General features: G+C 59.2%; 17 protein-coding genes, 1 tRNA gene and 1 pseudogene. 7 read left to right on the forward strand and 12 right to left on the reverse strand.

Features of this window, described 5'->3' with window-relative positions:
• Nucleotides 1-95: 95 nt before the first annotated feature.
• Nucleotides 96-398, forward strand: a complete 303-nt coding sequence (locus tag IPM89_15170; protein QQS54135.1) for a transposase — start codon at nucleotides 96-98, stop codon at nucleotides 396-398.
• On the opposite strand, the gene IPM89_15175 is transcribed toward IPM89_15170, so the two are convergent.
• The 3 genes from IPM89_15175 to IPM89_15185 form a co-directional block, all read right to left on the reverse strand.
• On the reverse strand, nucleotides 329-712 hold the full coding sequence (locus IPM89_15175) for a transposase (GenBank protein QQS54136.1): 384 nt from the start codon (nucleotides 710-712) through the stop codon (nucleotides 329-331). The two genes, IPM89_15170 and IPM89_15175, sit on opposite strands and share 70 nt — an antisense overlap.
• Nucleotides 643-1929: an IS66 family transposase gene (locus IPM89_15180; protein QQS55963.1), complete on the reverse strand. Its 1287-nt coding sequence runs from the start codon at nucleotides 1927-1929 to the stop codon at nucleotides 643-645. Before IPM89_15180 ends, IPM89_15175 begins: the two co-directional genes overlap by 70 nt.
• A gap of 316 nt (nucleotides 1930-2245) precedes the next feature.
• Nucleotides 2246-2584, reverse strand: coding sequence for a hypothetical protein (locus tag IPM89_15185; protein QQS55964.1), 339 nt, complete (start codon nucleotides 2582-2584; stop codon nucleotides 2246-2248).
• Nucleotides 2585-2822: 238 nt separating this feature from the next.
• Here IPM89_15185 and IPM89_15190 point away from each other — a divergent pair, with 238 nt between their 5' ends.
• Nucleotides 2823-3929 (forward strand): IS4 family transposase, encoded by a 1107-nt coding sequence (locus IPM89_15190; protein ID QQS54137.1) that lies wholly within the window; start codon nucleotides 2823-2825, stop codon nucleotides 3927-3929.
• A gap of 10 nt (nucleotides 3930-3939) precedes the next feature.
• On the opposite strand, the gene IPM89_15195 is transcribed toward IPM89_15190, so the two are convergent.
• Entirely contained in the window at nucleotides 3940-4320 is a 381-nt protein-coding gene (locus tag IPM89_15195) for a transposase family protein (GenBank protein ID QQS54138.1), read from the reverse strand.
• A 151-nt stretch (nucleotides 4321-4471) separates the two neighbouring features.
• On the opposite strand from IPM89_15195, the pseudogene IPM89_15200 reads away from it, so the two are divergent.
• Nucleotides 4472-5353 (forward strand): annotated as a pseudogene (locus IPM89_15200) (IS1380 family transposase).
• A 441-nt stretch (nucleotides 5354-5794) separates the two neighbouring features.
• On the opposite strand, the gene IPM89_15205 reads toward IPM89_15200, so the two are convergent.
• The 4 genes from IPM89_15205 to pcnB form a co-directional block, all read right to left on the reverse strand.
• Nucleotides 5795-6649, reverse strand: coding sequence for a pantoate--beta-alanine ligase (locus IPM89_15205; GenBank protein QQS54139.1), 855 nt, complete (start codon nucleotides 6647-6649; stop codon nucleotides 5795-5797).
• A 19-nt stretch (nucleotides 6650-6668) separates the two neighbouring features.
• On the reverse strand, nucleotides 6669-7487 hold the full coding sequence (gene panB, locus IPM89_15210; GenBank protein ID QQS54140.1) for a 3-methyl-2-oxobutanoate hydroxymethyltransferase: 819 nt from the start codon (nucleotides 7485-7487) through the stop codon (nucleotides 6669-6671).
• Between the two features lie 100 nt (nucleotides 7488-7587).
• A complete protein-coding gene (folK, locus tag IPM89_15215) occupies nucleotides 7588-8085 on the reverse strand; it encodes a 2-amino-4-hydroxy-6-hydroxymethyldihydropteridine diphosphokinase (protein ID QQS54141.1) in 498 nt (165 codons plus the stop codon).
• Nucleotides 8086-8102: 17 nt separating this feature from the next.
• Nucleotides 8103-9455: a polynucleotide adenylyltransferase PcnB gene (pcnB, locus tag IPM89_15220; protein QQS54142.1), complete on the reverse strand. Its 1353-nt coding sequence runs from the start codon at nucleotides 9453-9455 to the stop codon at nucleotides 8103-8105.
• A gap of 80 nt (nucleotides 9456-9535) precedes the next feature.
• On the opposite strand from pcnB, the gene IPM89_15225 reads away from it, so the two are divergent.
• From IPM89_15225 to IPM89_15240, 4 genes are all read left to right on the forward strand, one after another.
• Nucleotides 9536-9611, forward strand: a tRNA-Glu gene (locus tag IPM89_15225).
• A gap of 1055 nt (nucleotides 9612-10666) precedes the next feature.
• Nucleotides 10667-10861 (forward strand): hypothetical protein, encoded by a 195-nt coding sequence (locus IPM89_15230; GenBank protein ID QQS54143.1) that lies wholly within the window; start codon nucleotides 10667-10669, stop codon nucleotides 10859-10861.
• Nucleotides 10862-11003: 142 nt separating this feature from the next.
• Nucleotides 11004-11441, forward strand: a complete 438-nt coding sequence (locus tag IPM89_15235; protein ID QQS54144.1) for a CBS domain-containing protein — start codon at nucleotides 11004-11006, stop codon at nucleotides 11439-11441.
• A gap of 344 nt (nucleotides 11442-11785) precedes the next feature.
• Nucleotides 11786-12922, forward strand: a complete 1137-nt coding sequence (locus IPM89_15240) for a hypothetical protein (GenBank protein QQS54145.1) — start codon at nucleotides 11786-11788, stop codon at nucleotides 12920-12922.
• A gap of 48 nt (nucleotides 12923-12970) precedes the next feature.
• Here IPM89_15240 and IPM89_15245 read toward each other — a convergent pair whose 3' ends face one another.
• Genes IPM89_15245 through IPM89_15260 form a run of 4 tightly spaced genes read right to left on the reverse strand, consistent with a single transcriptional unit; the run spans nucleotide 12971 to nucleotide 17128 of the window.
• Nucleotides 12971-13882, reverse strand: coding sequence for a RibD family protein (locus IPM89_15245; protein QQS54146.1), 912 nt, complete (start codon nucleotides 13880-13882; stop codon nucleotides 12971-12973).
• The gene (locus IPM89_15250) at nucleotides 13879-14667 is read right to left on the reverse strand and encodes an FkbM family methyltransferase (protein QQS55965.1); all 789 of its coding nucleotides are present in this window, start codon (nucleotides 14665-14667) and stop codon (nucleotides 13879-13881) included. The genes IPM89_15245 and IPM89_15250 overlap by 4 nt, the downstream gene beginning before the upstream one ends.
• 10 nt (nucleotides 14668-14677) lie before the next feature.
• Nucleotides 14678-16018: a cyclic nucleotide-binding domain-containing protein gene (locus tag IPM89_15255; protein QQS54147.1), complete on the reverse strand. Its 1341-nt coding sequence runs from the start codon at nucleotides 16016-16018 to the stop codon at nucleotides 14678-14680.
• A gap of 9 nt (nucleotides 16019-16027) precedes the next feature.
• Nucleotides 16028-17128 carry an AI-2E family transporter gene (locus IPM89_15260; GenBank protein QQS54148.1) on the reverse strand — a complete coding sequence of 367 codons (1101 nt, stop codon included), beginning with the start codon at nucleotides 17126-17128 and terminating at the stop codon, nucleotides 16028-16030.
• Nucleotides 17129-17169: the final 41 nt, after the last annotated feature.

Consider the following 17169-nt stretch of genomic DNA (forward strand, 5'->3'; position numbering starts at 1 on the left):
ATTTTGGCTTTATGGTGCCATTGAGCCACTGAGTGGCGAAAACTTCTTTTTAGAATTTTCCCATTTGGATGCTGATTGCTTTCAGTGGTTTTTGAATGAATTTTCTAAAACTTATCCGCACAGCCCTCAACGTAATTCAATTGGATAACGGTCGCTTTCATTATGCCAAAAAACTTGTAATCCCCGATAATGTCGTCTTATTATTCCAACCGCCTTACAGTCCCGATGTGAACCCCATTGAGCGTGTTTGGCAATCAATGAAAGATCAATTGTGTTGGATCAATTTAAAAACCCTAGATGAACTACGTAAAAAAGTGGATGAACTCATTCAATCGCTTCTCCCAAGCGAAGTGGTTTCTTTGACCAGTTTTGATTTTATTTTATCTGCACTAAAGTAGTAAAATCTATTAGTAATCGGTATAAGAATCTGAAAAATTTTTAGGTCGCCAATCAAATGTTCCACTCCGACACGAACGCGACTGATCGCTCGATTTTCTCTCTTTTGCTGAGGAGTTAATGCAGGGCATTGATTGGCTTTCGACTGGCGAGGCTTTTTATGAGGAATATAAATTTTATGGAACGAGGAATAGTGATCTTTGATCCCTTGATAACCTAAATCAACCCGTAGCCGTTCTCCCCCCTCTACCGGGGCAAGGGGGCAAGAGGCAATCCGGCGCGGCGGTCGGCGATGGCGCGTTCGAGAGTGCGCCAAGGGGAGTGGCCACGCTGGCGACAGGTATCGATGACGCTGGCGAGCAGAGCGAAGACCCGCGAACCCACCGGGGTGCGGGTACCGTGACTGATCTTGCGCGCGATCACCCAATGGCGTAGTGCCCGCTCTGCTACATTGTTGGTCAGTGGCAGTTCGGGATGACTCAGCACCTGGAAGATGGCTTCCCAGTCGTTGAGCAACTCCACCGCCAAGGCGTGGGTTTTGGCGTGGGCGTGACCCTGGCGCCGTTCGCAGGCCGCGCGCAACGCGGCCAGTACCATCATGTGTTGGGTCGGCGGCGCGACCGGCGGCGGACCTTCGCGGGCCGCGTAGACCGCCGCCATCAGCGCCTCCAAGGTCTCCAGCACGAACCGGCCAAAGACACGGGCCTCGCGGTCGCCACTCTCGGCCAAGCCCCGCGCCTTGCGAATCAGGTGTGCCCAACAGCGTAACCGGCGCGGGTGGTTGCGGTAGGCCATCCAGCCATCGCTCATCAGCCAGCCGCTAAAGCCGTCCAGCACGTTCTCGACCCGCTCCTTGCCGCGCCCGGCCACGTAGTACAGGGTCGCGGTCGCCGCGACAAACACCCACAGCCACAGCGGCCGGCCGTGTTCGGGCCAGGAGGTTTCGTCGGCGTGCAGCAGATGGCTGTCCAGAACCGCCTGGACGAGTTCGTCTTCCGCCGGCGCCACGGCCGCGCCGGCTTCGTGGAGCGTCCGATGGATCGTGCCGGTACTGAGCTTCAGGCCCAGCCACTCGTCCAGGAATTCGCGAATCCGCGCCCGCGACAGCCGGAACCGGAAAGCCAGTGCCACGATCAGCGCCGCCAACCCCGGCCCCACCAGCCGCCATTCGCTGAGTTCAATCCCCGCCAGCAGTGGGTCCACCACGCCCTGGCCGGCCACCGCCCGGGTCCGATGGCCACAGGCGCAGGGGGCTTCGTCATAGCGATGGTCCACGACCCACAGCGTCAACCCCGGCCGCGCCGGATCGCCCCAGTGCAGGTCGACCGCCTGAAACCCGGTGTAGGCCACCGCACCCACTGGGTCCAGCGGCCGGCCACAACCGGCGCAGGTGTCGGGGTAATGGGCCTGTTCGGCATTCGCCTGGAACACCTGAGTCCGGCCGATCCCCGGCGCCCCCGGCTGCTTACCCGGTTTACGGGCGGGTTTCGCGTCCGCCGGTTTCGCCTCGGCCGACGGCGGTTCCGCCGGCACCGGCTTCGCGTCTGCCGGTGCCGACTCGGGTCCCTCGTCCGCCGCATCGGCGGCATCCGATTCCGGCCCGTCACCCGGTCGGTCCCACGGCGCCCGACTGCTCGGCGGCCGCGAACTGTTGTCCGGTCCCTGATTCAACCGGTCCAGCGCCTCCTTCAAATCGTCCAGCAGCTTGCCCGACAGCGCACGCACCTCGGCCTCCCCAGCGAATCCAGGTAGGCGTGGTCTAATTGGCGCAGGCTATGTGGGCTGAGGTGCATGGTGGTTGATCGTGGGGCTGGACTCTAGTTTTCCATACCTACTCCCCGAGGGGAAGTTAGCCATTACCGGGAGGGGTGTGAAGAGTTACATCAACCCAAGCTTCCACGGTGGAGAGACCCGGTTGCTGAGGATCTAATTCCTCTTTCAATAACGCGTAGTCATGCCGGCTACCGGCCACTGTTGGGCCAACAACTGGAATGCCTTTATTGCTGTCCCCGATCACCGTGTTTTTCAGAGTATGGTGGCGTTTCTTGCCACTAAAATAATGTTTTTGTTTACGCGCATGGTGGGGGCGGCAACAAGGCCTTTCTGTTGCATCAATAATAATCTTCTGATGATTATCAATAGGTTGCTTATCAGTATTGGCGGGCTTAAAATGGCGATGCGGTAAGATATGCCATTGTACAGGACAAAAATAACTTGCTGAAAATTAAGATAAAAAATAACAGCTATTCATTGTACAGGACAAAAATAACTTGCTGAAAATTAAGATAAAAAATAACAGCTATTTTGAGGGTAGTAGGATCGCGAGGTTGCTGTTATCATAACTAATTGATTGATAACATTAATTCTAAAACAGGCGAGGTTAATTCCGTGAATTCCCCTTTTTTAATACCCGGCACTTTGCAGAAATGCTTCATCATCATTTTCACTGGAACCGAGCGCGTATCTCTTGCATCGTCTATTTAATTATCGGAATCATCCAGATGGGAACGGTCAATCTCGCAAAGATTGCTGTCACCTTTCCTGGGCGTGCGCAACCGGCCTCTCATTACAAACGCCTTCAACGACTTTTTTGTCAATTTTCTCTAGATCTGAATCAAGTCGCCCGGTTCATTGCCAGTCTCATTCCTGTGCTTCAGTTCAAATTGACACTCGATAGAACCAATTGGAAATATGGTGATGTCAATATCAATTACCTTGTTTTAGGAGTCGTCTATCGCGGATCTGCTTTTCCTATACTATGGGTTGCTTTAGATAAAAAAGGCAACTCAAATACCCAAGAAAGAATAGCATTAATGAATCGATTCCTTACGATTTTCGGCCCGCAAATGATCGCCTGCTTGTTTGCGGATCGCGAGTTTATTGGGATTCAATGGTTTGGTTATCTTATTGAAAATCAAATTAAATTCGTAATACGCATCAAAAAGAATACGCAAATCTCTAACTCCCGAGGGGTCCCCGTCTCCGCCGAAAATCTTTTTCGAGGCCTACCCCGTGGCAGCGCTCTGGTTTTATCGGGCCAACGAACCGTGTGGGGGCACTCTCTTTATGTGATTGGTCTGAAAATGGCCAACGGTGAATTCGTTATTCTCGCAACGCAAGAACAACCGGAAACCGCGTTGGAAAATTATAAGGAACGCTGGCCGATCGAAACGCTTTTCATTTGCTTAAAAACTCGGGGATTCGATCTGGAATCCACCCATATAACTGACCCCCAGCGACTTGAAAAATGGATGGCTTTTCTCGCTATTGCATTTAGTTGGGCGCATATCATTGGTGAATGGCGCCATGAAATTAAACCGATCAAGATCAAAAAACATGGCCGTCCCACCCAAAGTCTTTTTCGCTATGGATTAGATTATTTGAGAAGTTGTTTATTTCATCACCAAGAATCCGCCCGGCAATACGCTTTTCATCAGGCACTGGAGTCGCTCTTTAAACGGTTGGGATCGAGCCCTCAAAATCGCTGTTTTCTACCTCTAACCAATACGCCACCCGGCAGAATTTTAACGTAAATTCATTTGGTTAGATGATTTTGTCCTGTACAATGAAGATATGCAAGCGTTTTTCAGCCTGCTTTAAAATAGGCATAAATTTAACAAAATTTTCTTGGGCTTTGGCTGGACTCAGGTCAAACAAGCAACCCAGCACATCAAATGTCGGATAGTTTTTGAGATAAAACAGGATAAAAAAGAGTTTTAAATCGGGTGAGGATAATGCACCTTTCCGACCGCCACCCGGCTTTCTTTGACGTTGCAAGCGGTGTTTTTGGTAACGCTGTTGTTGGGCCAACTGCAAACACTTTGCAAACTCAGGTAGAATAAGGTCAAATTCTTTCTGAGAGAGTCCAGTACAGGCTCTAAATTGTCTTTCATTGCGGACTGTCATCAATTTAAATTTTCGCATGGCGGTTCTCCTAATAATTCTATCCTCATTGAATAAAATGGGGGCTAATTTAAAAAAATCAACTCTAACTTATTGATTAAATAAAATAATTTTTTATAACTAAATCATAATAGGTTGAAAATATTCAAGATAATTATTTGGGGACTTCTCTAATCACTATTACGGCCATGACTGCTACCTACCGCTGTTCCTCTTCGAGGGGCTCTCGGGCAAGTTCATCACCGCCGTGCTGCGCCCTGGCCAGCGCCCGACCGGCGCGGAGAACGCCATGATCGTCAAGCGGGTGGTCGAGCGGCTGCGCGCGGCCTGGCCTCAGACCCGCCTCGTGTTGCACGGCGATGCCCACTTCGCCAATCCCGAGTTGATGCAACTGGCCTTGGACGATCCGTACACCGACTTTATCTTTGGGCTGGCCGGCAACCGGGCGCTTTCGCCCTTGGCCGAGCCCTGCTTGGTCGCCAATCGCCAACGCCATGCGTTACGCATCGAGAACGCCCGCCGTGCCCGGCAACCCCTGCCGACCCACACCCGAACCTATCATGAGGTGGCCTACGCCGCCGCTACTTGGCCGCGGGCATTTCGGGTGATCCTCAAGGCCGAGGTGATGGCCTTGGGCGATAACCCACGGTTCGTGGTCACCTCGCTGGACCTGCCCACCTCGGAATGCCTGTACCGCGATCTCTACAGCGCCCGCGGCCAAGACGAAAATTTCCTCAAAATGGTCAAGAACGACTGGGCCAGCGATCGTACCTCCGATCACCGCTTCCTCGCCAACCCCCTGCGCCTGTTCTTTTCCTGCGCTGCCTACGTCTTGCATCAGGCGCTGCGGACCGAGGTGCGGGTTCATACCGAACTGGCCAAGGCCCAACCGGTCACCGTCATCCTCAAGCTGTTCAAGCTGGCCGTGCGGGTGGTGGCCTATCAGGATCGGATCAAACTGCACTTGCCGACCCGTTGTCCCGTCAAAGACCTCCTGCACCGGATCACGGAAATCCTGTTCCTGACGCGACCGCCGCATCCGCTCCGCGCCTGACCCTGGCGGTCAAGCCCCATTCTGGACACCCCACCCGTCGGGACAGGGAACTGGCTGCCCGTCTGGCCGCCACCGCGCCCATATGACCTGCCACGACACTGGTTAACACGGGCAACACCGGCCTCTGCCACCGATCCACGTGCGGGTCACCCATCCAGCAGGTCGGTCATCCCTTGAATTTGACTACGAGAGGGGCGACCTCTGGCACCGATGACAGATTTATGAAACATTCGGGTTAATAGATGTTCCAACAACCCACGAACCATCACCGTGATGGGACTCTTCTCCGCAAATCGCTGTAAGATTTCACCAAACATGACGACCCTTCGGGTTGGATGTGAAAATTATGCTTATTTTACAATGTGTTGAAACACCTTAAAAGGGCTGCCCTTTCAACCACACTGGCCAAATCGTCAGCGCAACGGAAGCCTGGGCCGAGCATTACGCCGGCGCCACCGCCAGATTGTCGATCAGCCGCGCCCGGCCCAGCCAAGCCGCCGCGAAAATCCGCAAATCCACATCCTCCGCAGTCGGTCGCCGCAAATTGTCGGAACGGCGGATCTCAAAGTAGTCCGGACGGAAGCCAGCCTCCGCCAGCCGTGACTTCGCCTCCGCCTCCAGCGCCGCGCAATCCCGCTCACCCGCCCGCAGGCGTTCCGCCGTCGCCCGCAAGATCGAGTACAGCATGGGAGCCCGCGCCCGTTCCTCGGCCGACAGATAACCGTTGCGCGAACTCATCGCCAATCCGTCGGGTTCGCGCACGGTCGGCACACCGACGATTTCGACTGGAAAGTCGAGGTCGACCGCCATCCGGCGGATGATGACCAGTTGCTGCCAGTCCTTCTCGCCGAACACCGCCACATCCGGCCGCACCATGTTGAGCAGCTTGGCCACCACCGTGGTGACACCGCCGAAATGAGCCGGCCGGCTGACCCCGCACAGGATTTCGGATAGTTCCGGCACCGTCACCTGGGTCATGTCCGCCAGCGGGCGCGGGTAGATTTCAGCCAGCTTGGGCGCAAACAGCAGATCCAGGCCGACGCCTTCCAACTGGCGGCTGTCATCCTCCAGCGTGCGGGGATAACCGGCATAGTCTTCGTTGGCGCCGAACTGCATCGGGTTAATGAAGATGCTGGCGACAGTGCGCGGCGCCAGCTCACGGGCATGCTCGACCAAATGGATATGGCCACGATGCAGGTTGCCCATGGTCGGCACGAACGCCACTCGCTCGCCAGCCCGTTTCCAGGTGGCTATCCGGACGCGCAACTCGGCGATGGTGTGTGCGGTTTTTTGCATGGCGCGCGCTCCTGGAGAATCAGGCGAGACAGTGCTCGGGACCGGGGAATTCACTGCTCTTAACGGCGTGCACGTAAGCTTCCACCGCCGCCCGCAGGCTGTCGTGACCGGTTAGGAAATCTTTGGAGAACCTCGGCCGGCGACCGGGCGTAATGCCCAGCATGTCGTAACTGACCAGGACCTGGGCATCGCAGCCCGGCCCGGCGCCGATGCCGATCAGCGGAATCGTCAGTGCCTCGGCCAGCCGCGCCGCCAGTTCGGCCGGGATGCACTCCACCAGCGCCACGTCGGCCCCGGCGTCCTGTAGGGCCAGCGCCTCGTCGATGATCTGGCGGGCGGTCGCTTCCTCGCGGCCCTGCACCCGGTAGCTGCCCAGCTTGTGGATCGACTGCGGCAGCAGACCCAGATGGGCACAGACCGGAATGCCGTTGCGGCTGAGCTGGCGCACCGTTTCCACCAGCCAGCCACCGCCCTCCAGCTTCACCATTTGGGCACCGCCTTCCCGCATCAGCCGGGCGGCGTTGTGGACCGCCTGTTCGACCGTGGCGTAACTGGCGAACGGCATATCCGCCATCAGCAGGGCGGAATGGCAGCCACGCGCCACCAGGCGGGTGTGATAGATCATGTCTTCCAGCGTGACCGGCACGGTGGTGCGCTGGCCCTGAATGACCATGCCCAGCGAATCGCCGACCAGCAGAACATCCACGCCCGCCGCTTCCAGCAGCGCCGCAAAGCTGGCATCGTAAGCGGTCAGGACCGTGAATTTTTCCCGGTCGCGTTTCATCTTTGCCAGGGTGGTGACTGTGGTCGGCTTTCGGGTCGGTGCGTCTTTATACATGACGTGCTCTGACTGGGGCCGCGCCGCTTTGGAAAATGCGGCGACGGCGAATTCAAGGGAGAGATTTTGTCGGGAGAACCGGCGGGAGTATCGTAATCGCTTATTCGGCGCTGTCCAGACGGACAAGGGCCGTTTGCGGGAATTTTATGAGCAATTCGCTCAACAATCCGCGACCGGGGATCTCCAGATCCGGCGCAATATCGTACAGGGGATACAGCACGAACGCCCGTTCGTGCAGGCGAGGATGCGGCAGGGTCAGCCGAGGCCCGTCAAGAACGAGTTGATCGTACAGCAACAGATCCAGGTCCAGGGTGCGTGGTCCCCAATGCACGGTTCGGGTTCGTCCCTGCGCGGCTTCGATCGCCTGCAGTGCCGTCAGCAGTTCGTCCGGCGCGAGCGTGGTGTCCAGGGCGGCGGCGGCGTTGAGGTAATCGGGTTGACCCGACGGACCGCCGACCGGCGCGCCGCGGTATAGCGGCGAACAGGCCATGCAGTGGCTGGCGGGGAGTTTGCGCAAGGCCAAAAACGCGTGGCGCATCTGAATGAGCGGACGGCCCAGGTTGCTGCCGATGCCGATATAGGCCCGTGCCGGCCGCATGGGTTTGCCGCCGGGGATCAGGCTTCTGGCACCGGCGGCGCGGCCGGTGCGCCCTTACGGGCGGAGCGAGGCTTGCGTCGGCGGCGGGGTTTGCTTTTTTTCGCCTGGGCCGTCGGTTGAGTCATCCGATTCCGTCCGCTTTCGTCCTGCGCCAGCAACCGGGTCCACCAGTCGGCCAGCTCTCTCGCGGATTCGTCGGCCTCGCTCCGCAGCAGCAGAAAATCGTAGGCGGCGCGAAACCGGGGATGCGCCAGCAGCCGCAGTGGGCGCTTGCCGGTGATGCAAGTTAAGCGCTGCTGCATTTCCCAGATTTCCCGCATCGGCAGGCTGTAGCGGCGTGGCAGGGAGGTGTGGCGGATTTGCGCCTGGACCACCGCTTCGGCGGCGACCTGGTGGGCCTCTTGCGCGTCTGGATCTTCCGCTTCGAGATGTTGCAGCCGTTCCCGAAAAGGCTCCCATAGCAGGGCGGCGAACAGGAATGCCGGATGGACCGGTTTGCTTTCGGCCAACCGCTGATCGGTGTTGGCCAGCGTGCGCGCCAGCAGGGTTTTGGGGTAATGGTGCTGCTGGCGGTTCAGACAACGTTCGGTCGCCGGGAACAGCCAGCCGAACAGGCGATAATGACGCAGTAGTTCGAAGGTCTGGATGGCGCTGCCGCTCATGAATAACTTGAGGATCTCATCGAACAGGCGAGCTGGCGGAATCTGCTCCAGCAGATGGCCCAAGCGCTGTAGCGGTGCCTCCGTGGCGGGATCGAGCCGAAACCCGAGCTTGGCGGCGAACCGCACGGCCCGTAGCATCCGTACTGGGTCCTCGTGGTAGCGTTCGACCGGATCGCCGATCAGTCGGATCAGACCGGCCTCGAGATCGGCCATGCCGCCCACGTAATCGAGCACCGCGAAATCGGCGATGTCGTAATACAGGGCGTTGATGGTGAAATCCCGCCGCCAGGCATCGTCCTCGATGCTGCCGTAGACGTTGTCGCTGAGGATGCGGCCATCTTTGGCTCGTTCCACGGAGGGACCGTCGCCCTCATCGCCGATTTCGCCGCAGGCGCGAAAAGTGGCGACTTCGATGATTTCCCGGCCGAACTGAACGTGGGCCAGCCGAAAACGGCGGCCGATCAGCCGGCAATTGCGAAAGAGGGCATAAACCTGTTCGGGCCGGGCATCGGTGGCGATGTCGAAATCCTTGGGCTCGCGGCCGAGCAATAAATCCCGCACCCCGCCGCCGACCAGACAGGCTCGATGGCCGGCGTCGCGCAGCCGGTACAGTACCTTGACCGCGCTGGGGCTGATATCAGCCCGCGAAACACTATGGGCGGGGCGGGGAATGACGACAGGTTGGGAATTCGAGCTTCTTGCTTCCAAGGAACGTTCGCAAACTCTTGCTTGTATGTATTTATAACATTCGTATAATACTACTTTCCTCCCAAGACGCCAGTCATTACGCTCCCTTCGTCTAGTGGCCCAGGACACCGCCCTCTCACGGCGGGAACAGGGGTTCGAAACCCCTAGGGAGCGCCAGCATGGCCCTACGTAATAATTCAGTAGGTTATGCTCCATTTCTCCAGGTCATGCATCCTTGTGAAGCGGACGTCGTCCGCCACGAGGCGATGGTATTTGATCCTGGGTTTTCTGGGTTTCTCTCGCCATATTCTTGCTAGCTATCTTTGCCCGAATTGGGCATGACGACTTTGGCCCGGTCGTGGTGGCGATCACAACCATCAACCGTGCACTTGGTATGACGCCGGCCGCGGTTCCGCATCTGCTTTCCTCCCGCATTGCCACAATCTGATCTATTGTGGAAATCACTTTATTTTTAGGCGGCCATTTGATGCAACTTATTAATAATATGAGTCGATTTTAAATTGTAACGGTAAGATGCTGAGCGTTATTGCTCTAATCGAGTGCATCTAAATTATCGATCAGCTCCATATTAATGCAAAAATACAGTATTTCGATCATCGTTGAGCATATTATCGCAGCGATACCGTTCATCTACCGTTCAGATAAAACCCGTAAAGATCGATGCTCATGATAGGCATGAATAAGCGGTGTCGATTGGCTGGATTGAACTAAAAGCAAGTTAGTACATCGAAAAAATAAAAAAATTATCAGTAACGCACACTAAAAATGAGGCAATAACCAAGATCAAATTTTTCATCGTTCAGTCATCATGTCTTAATGGCGCGGGAATTGAATGATTCGCAAGGCCATGATAAAGATTTTTTCCACCGAAGTAGAGATAAGGAGCGGAACCATCTTGCCATCAAGGATGGCGGTGAATTCGAGGAGAGGCGGTATTTTGGAGAAGTGGTATGAGTACTCGCGTATTTCTGGTTTGTCCTCATTGCCGTTATGAACTGAGGCCCGAGCATCCTGACAATCAGGGATCGACGGCCTACGGTTGGTGCCAGATCTGCGATCGTCATGTGGTCAAAATGCGTTCGGCAATCTGCAACTCCGCACTTCCAAAGGGATTTTTTCAACCTGCCGAACATTGCGGTTGGATCGGCTAGCCGATTGGAAGCGCACGGTGCGTGCCCAATCCCCACAACCAACCCTTGAGGATACGAGCCATGTTGAAACTGACCCCCATCATCCAGTGCCTGAGTTGCACCCGGGAATCCGTGCTGGCGCACAGCCAGTGGCCAACCGCCGCCGAGGCGCGCTGCGCGCATTGCGGCTCCTATGGCTGGCGCGCCACCTTATCGAGAAACGGGCCGTTCGCGTCGGCACTCAAGGCGTTTCGACTGCCACATGCGTCATTTTGACGCGTGAAACTGACAAAGCAATAATAACCGACGCAACACAAATTATTTCCGGAATAGTTATTTTCCAATGGCACAATTTGTGTATGCGATGACTCTTGAAGTACAGGTCCATTGAGTTTCATTTGTAACCAGGAGAAATACCATGCCTTATCGCACGCTTCGTAAGATTGTCGAGAACCAGAAAATTCTGACTGCCGCGCCGACCAAAACCACCGTCAGCGAAGCCGCCCGGCTAATGAAACAAACCCGGGTCGGTGCCCTGCTGGTGGTGGAACACGGTCGCCTGGTGGGTATCTTCACCGAGCGCGACGCACTCTTTCGGGTTCTCGCCGAAGGGCTTAACCCCGATGTCACCCCATTGTCCGAGGTGATGACCTCCGATCCATTGACCGTGCATCCGGACAAACCTTTCGCGCATGCCCTGCACATGATGTACGAAAACGGTTTTCGTCATGTGCCGGTGGCCGAGAACGGCCGGCCGCTGGGTATGGTGTCGGCTCGCGACGCCCTGGCGCTGGAAGCGGAGGAATTCGAGGCGGCTTTGCACCAACGCGAACACCTGCGAGAGATTCTGGGCTGATAAAGCAGCCAATGTTGTAGGCTTTGCTACAATAACCCCGGTGGGACGCAACGCCCCACCGGGGTTATTTTATTAGTGCCGTCCTGAAAGGGACCCAGCAAACAATTCCGTCATCCGGTCGTGCGACCACTTCCTCTTCCAGACTCGATCGGTTCACTTTGGGCCTTGTCGGGTGACTTTGGACCAGAATGGCGCCAGAAGGCCGGCCATGGTGACCCGATCAGTCGGGTCAGTAGTTGCAACAATCATTATTAAATTCGTAAAAACAACCGTATGGACATGATGGCATGATTTTTCCTAAAGAATTGGAGTTGCCGCGCATCGACTCCGGGAGAATGATTGCCATGACCACCGCCCACGCCCCCCATCGCTTTCTTTCGCCGCCATCCTGGTGGCGTACCCCGCCGGCCTTGTTGGGCGGATTGATGCTGGCGGGTGTCGGATTGATGCCGGTCCCGACCCAGGCGGCGGATACATCGGCCTGCATGGGCATCCGTCCGGCACTCTACGCCGGCTCCGCGCCCACCTTTGTGCGCCCAGGTCAGGAGGTCGTCGTGCGTGGTATCGGCCTGCGGAGCTATGGGGACCCGGTCGTGGTGGTGCGGAACGGGCGGGGGTTGGAGCAGGATCTGCGGATTGCCGCGCGGGTGGAAAGCGACAACACACTGGCATTCACCTATCCAGCCGATTCGGCGCCGAGCGCGCCGGTCGCGCTACAGGCACATATCGAGGACAACACGATCAAAAGCAGCCCGGCGGTGTGCGCCGCGCTGCGCGAGGAACGCGGCCGTCAAATCCTCGATCGGCTTTATTCGGTTGCGACCGATGCCGGTTGCCATAACGATCCGGTGGTGTGCCCCGCCGCCGAGGATCATCTGCGGTCGATAACCGGCATCACCCTGAACCTCATCCCGTTGGCCGCGCCAACCGGGCGGATGGCCACCATCCAAATCGATAACCCGCCGGGCATGAGCTCGCCTTTTTGCAGCGAACAACCGGTGGTGAGCGAAGTAGTCGCTTTTTTCAAGGTTGACCCGGACGGCACAAGCAGCGGGTTCTCCAGGGTTGCGATGCACCAGCCCTCCGCCACCGACTGGGGACAGCCTCTCCTCGGCGAACCGGGCGACGGGGCCACTTCACCCGCTGGAGCCAAGTTGGTGGTGGTGGCGCGCTTTCAAAGCTGTGCGCAAGACGCGCCGCAGTTCGTGGTCGCGCACTTCGTGGTGTACGGTTCGGCGGAGGGCTCCATTATCGAACCGGTTAAACTGATGGCCGGTGACGGTTCCGAAATCACCGGGTCCGCCAGTGCCTCGCGCCAGGGAGTCGTGCTGAGCGGCGAAATCCAGAACCAGAAGATCCGCTTTGCCAGCGCCGACAGCGTCGAGGGCAGCGTGGCCGGTCTGGTCACCCAAGGCACGGATTCGACGGCTCGCGGCGCCTTGCTGCGCTTCAACTTCCGGGTGCCGGTGGAATCGCGCTGAGTGGGTCGCGGTTTTGTCCCCTCGCCCCAGCGAGAATGGGATTGAGGGTCAGGAAGGCAACCGGCAGTCGAACAACACGTCCTCGCCCATCGCGTAGCGGCGGTGGCGCGGACGTAGTCCCTGGGACAGATCCTCGATGAGCGGCAAGGTGATGCCCGGCCGGCCGGAACCGATAATCAATGGCGCCACCGCGATCTGCAACCGGTCCAGTAAACCCGCTTGCAAGAAAGCCGACACGGTCAAGCCGCCGCCTTCGATGAAAATCCCGAACAGGCCACGCGCGTGCAGCCGCCGCACGATCTCCGGGAGATCCAGGCGGCGGCCCTCGTGGGGCACACCGATGACCTCGGCTTGGCCCGGTCCCGGTTTCTCGGCTAGCGCCTCGTCGCAGATCAGCAGGGTTGGAGCGGTTCGATCCTGGAATAGACCATATCCGGCGGCGAGGCGGCGGCGAGGATCGAGCACCACCCGCACCGGATGCGGGCCGGCAACCCGGCGAGTGGTCAATTGTGGGTCATCGCATTCCACGGTGCCGGCGCCGACCATGATCGCATCGCACAGTGCGCGCATCCGGTGCAGGTGAGTCAGGTTTTCGGGACCGTTGATAGGGCAGGATGCGCCGTTCGTGGTGGCGATGCGCCCGTCCAGGCTTTGCCCGAGATGTGCCACCGTCAGCGGTCGGCTCCGGCCAGCCAAGGCAACCGGCAGATAAAGATCCAGTAATTCCGCGCCGGTTTCGCTCAATGGAATCCTGGCGGTCCAGAAACCATCAGCGCTCACGGTGATCAAGGCGACGGGATCGTCGGCGGACAGAACGGCCGGTTGTCCGGCATCCAGCCCCAAACCGAAGCAGCCGGGAACCACCGACAGTGTTCGAACCACGCGGCGCAGTTCCAGCAACAGCAGCCAAATCCGTTCCGGCCCGAGCGATGTCTCGGTGTCTTGCTGTTGAGCGGTCATGCGCTGCCCGGCTCCATATCGTTGCCCGCGATGGTCGGGCCAAGGCGCGCGTAAATATCCCCGGACCGGCCGATCCGAGCCACGGCATCCAGCCATTCCAGCAGTTGCGGGGCATCCAGCCATTCCTCTGACTGCAAGCGCTGCGTCTCTCCGACCGACCCGTTGAATCGGTACGGCCCGAGTCGGGCCAGATAGGTCACGCAATCCCGCGCCAGATCCAGACAGGCCGGGATGTACTCGAATGAAAGAGCCGGAATCGCTTGCGACAACCCCTTCAGCACCTCCAGTTCGTATCCCTCGACATCAATCTTGCAGAACGCCGGCAAGCCGTGTTCGGCAATCAGTCGATCCAATGTCGTCACTGTGACCGGAACCCGCTCGTCCCAGCGCACGCCAGCAAACCCGCGATCCTGATGAACCGCCGCGATCCAGGCCGGTGACAGGCTGGTCACGGTTGGCGTGCGGGCGCTGACGAGCAGCTCGGCAATGCCGGGCGCGGCCCCCACCGCCTGCTCGATCAGGGTGATATGCGACAAATCGCCGTACCAGCGGCGCAGCAGGGCCATGCATTCCGGTTGCGGTTCCACGGCGAGGATGCGGGCGCCCAGCGGCGTCCAGGCCCGCAGCCGGCTACCGACGTGGGCGCCGATATCGAAGCACAGATCGCCCGGCCGGATGAACTGGGCGTAGAACCGGGTCAGCCGACGCCGCTGCAGCGGGATGGCGTGGTACATCAGCACGGAGCGCCACAGCCCCAGGCGGTGCACGAAACGGGTTTTGGACATCATACCGGTCCTAAACGAACGCGAACAGGAGCGCAACGAGAAAACCGGCGATGGTCGCCAACCCCACGGCCGGACCACCATCCTCATAGGCTTCGGGCATCATCACCGACGACACCATGGCCAGGATGCCGCCACCGGCAATGGCGCCGATCACGGTCAGCAGCACCGGTGACGCCTCGGCGAGAAAGGCGCTGCTCAGCCCCCCCGTCAGTGCCGCCGCCAGTACCAGCAGGCTCCAGAGGGTAAAAATCCGTCGCGTACTGAAACCGGCCTGCCGCATGCCCAGCGTGCTGCCGATCGCCTCCGGTACGCTCGATAGAAAGATCGCCACCAGAAAGGTGAAACGAAAGGCGTCCAGTGTTTCGAAATTGGCGCCGATAACCACCGATGCCGGGATGCCATCCAGCGTGGCGCCGAGAAACAGCGCCAGCGGTGAACCGGTGGCCGCCTGTTTGGCCAGCATCAGGTCTTGCTCCTTGCGACTTAGACGCTGCACATTGGCCAGCGCGATTTTTTGCCAGGCCGCGGCGTCGGGCCGCTCGCGCAGGGTGGCGACGTTTTGCAGCAGGCGTTGCGAGTTCAGGATTTCGACCGCTTGGCGCAGGCGGGGCGATTCGTCGAGCAGTTCGTCGAAATGCTCCTTGTCGATTTTCAGCAGCGCGACGTCGGTGATGGCGGTGACGGTGGCGGTGCGCGGTTCGCCGGTCAGCAGCGCGGTTTCTCCGAATGACTGGCCCGCCGCCAGTCGCGCCAGCGGGATCGCGGTGGGAACAGCGGAGCTGGAAGGCTCGGAATCCACTAGCACCGCTACTTCGCCCTGGTCGATCAGATACAGCGCATCGCCGGCATCGCCCTGCCGAAAGAGGGTTTCACCGGCCGCGACCCGCACCGGCTGGATGCACAGCAGTACCTCCTCCATCTCCTCGGGCGGCAGCGAGCACAGCAGATCCACCCGCGCCAGCCGGCCCAGCAGATCGGCCGACCGCTCCCGTTTCTGGCGCAACAGGTACAGCTTGGTCAGCGCCGGGTGACGCAGGGCGGCGCCGTAACCTTCCAGCCAGCGGTTGCCCAGGGAGTACAGCACGCCGCCCGCCACGAAGCCGGCCGTGACCCAACACCAACTGACGAGGCCGCTCAGGTGGCTTTCCTCGATCAGGCGCTCCGCGCCCTCGAACGCCAGCTCCAGCGCCAGGGCCTGGATCAGCGCGCCGGTGCCGAACGCCATGATGATGGCGTTGGTTCGCCGCGACGGTCGGCCGTACAGCCCGATCACCACGCCGATCAGCAACGAGGTCATCGCCAGCGTGGCCAGCAGCGCGGCGCCGAGGATTCTGAAGGGATCGAACGGCATGAGTCGCGCTTACTCGGGGGATGCCGGCACGGAAGGTCCCTGACCGGAGTTCGGCTCCTGGAGCCAGGCCAGCAGCAGCGTGTGGGCAATCACCACCAGGGTCGGACCCAGGAATATGCCGATCAGGCCAAAAGCCAGCAAGCCGCCGATCACTCCGGCGAACACCAGCGTCAGCGGCATGCGGATGCCACGAGTCATGAGCAGGGGGCGCAAGATGTTGTCCAGCCCACCCACCACCAGGCTCCAGCCGGCCATGAACAGCGCCCAACCGGTATCGCCTTGCCCCCAGTACAACCAGCCCGCCACCACCAGCAACGGCAGCGCCGCGCCGATCTGGGCGATGGCCAGCAAGAAGCAAATGAAGGTGATCAGCACCGCCAGCGGCGCGCCGACCAGCAGCAAACCCACCAGTGCCAGAGCCGACTGAATAATAGCGGTCAGCACCACCCCGAGCGCCACCGAGCGGATGGCCTGTCGTGCCTGGTCGCGGGCCTGGAGGGCCTGTGCTCCGCCGATGCGGCGGGCGATCCGTTCGGTGAGCGCATCCAGGGCAGTACCGTTGGCATGGAACACCAGCGAGAACACCACCACCAGCAGCAATTGCAGGAACAGCGCGCCCATCGTGCCCACTTGCCGGAACAGCCAGCGGCTGCTCTTTTGCAGTTCCGGCGCGAGCCGCGCCCGCAGGCTTTGGGTGTTATCGACGGCTTCCCGCCATTGTTTCGCCAGCCCGGAACCGACCAGCGGCAGATCCGCCAGCAGTGCCGGTGGCTCGTCGGGAATCTTTTCGACGGCGGCCTTGGCATCGACCACCAGCGTCTCGCCATGGGTAACGAGCGCGGCGATACCGGCCAGCAGCGGCCCGATCAGCACGCCGATCAGAATCAATGCCAACAGCAGCGTGCACGCCAGCCGGTTCCAGCGAAAACGCTGTTGCAACCACGCCAGCCCCGGCCACGCCGAGATCACGATGAACGCGCTCCACAGCAGGCTGGGCAGAAACGGCCGCAGGATGTACAGCACGGCAAGCACCAGCGAACCGACGATGACCAGCCGCAAGGCGGTCCGAACCGGTTCGGAAAGGGCGGGGGACGAATCGACGGTATTCATGCGGCGGCTCTCCGGCGGCGAACCGGCAAGCAGGGGAGGTT

The sequence above is a fragment of the Candidatus Competibacteraceae bacterium genome (genome assembly GCA_016699715.1).
Taxonomy (GTDB): Bacteria; Pseudomonadota; Gammaproteobacteria; order Competibacterales; family Competibacteraceae; genus Competibacter.

What these genes read in the sequence shown, in the direction of transcription:
- IPM89_15190 (QQS54137.1), top strand. Translation starts at nt 2,823, where the DNA reads ATGCTTCATCATCATTTTCACTGGAACCGAGCGCGTATCTCTTGCATC.
- IPM89_15170 (QQS54135.1), top strand. Translation starts at nt 96, where the DNA reads ATGAATTTTCTAAAACTTATCCGCACAGCCCTCAACGTAATTCAATTG.
- IPM89_15230 (QQS54143.1), top strand. Translation starts at nt 10,667, where the DNA reads ATGTTGAAACTGACCCCCATCATCCAGTGCCTGAGTTGCACCCGGGAA.
- IPM89_15250 (QQS55965.1), bottom strand. Translation starts at nt 14,667, where the DNA reads ATGTCCAAAACCCGTTTCGTGCACCGCCTGGGGCTGTGGCGCTCCGTG.
- IPM89_15260 (QQS54148.1), bottom strand. Translation starts at nt 17,128, where the DNA reads ATGAATACCGTCGATTCGTCCCCCGCCCTTTCCGAACCGGTTCGGACC.
- folK (QQS54141.1), bottom strand. Translation starts at nt 8,085, where the DNA reads ATGCGGCCGGCACGGGCCTATATCGGCATCGGCAGCAACCTGGGCCGT.
- panB (QQS54140.1), bottom strand. Translation starts at nt 7,487, where the DNA reads ATGTATAAAGACGCACCGACCCGAAAGCCGACCACAGTCACCACCCTG.
- IPM89_15235 (QQS54144.1), top strand. Translation starts at nt 11,004, where the DNA reads ATGCCTTATCGCACGCTTCGTAAGATTGTCGAGAACCAGAAAATTCTG.
- IPM89_15195 (QQS54138.1), bottom strand. Translation starts at nt 4,320, where the DNA reads ATGCGAAAATTTAAATTGATGACAGTCCGCAATGAAAGACAATTTAGA.
- IPM89_15245 (QQS54146.1), bottom strand. Translation starts at nt 13,882, where the DNA reads ATGACCGCTCAACAGCAAGACACCGAGACATCGCTCGGGCCGGAACGG.
- IPM89_15240 (QQS54145.1), top strand. Translation starts at nt 11,786, where the DNA reads ATGACCACCGCCCACGCCCCCCATCGCTTTCTTTCGCCGCCATCCTGG.
- IPM89_15255 (QQS54147.1), bottom strand. Translation starts at nt 16,018, where the DNA reads ATGCCGTTCGATCCCTTCAGAATCCTCGGCGCCGCGCTGCTGGCCACG.
- IPM89_15205 (QQS54139.1), bottom strand. Translation starts at nt 6,649, where the DNA reads ATGCAAAAAACCGCACACACCATCGCCGAGTTGCGCGTCCGGATAGCC.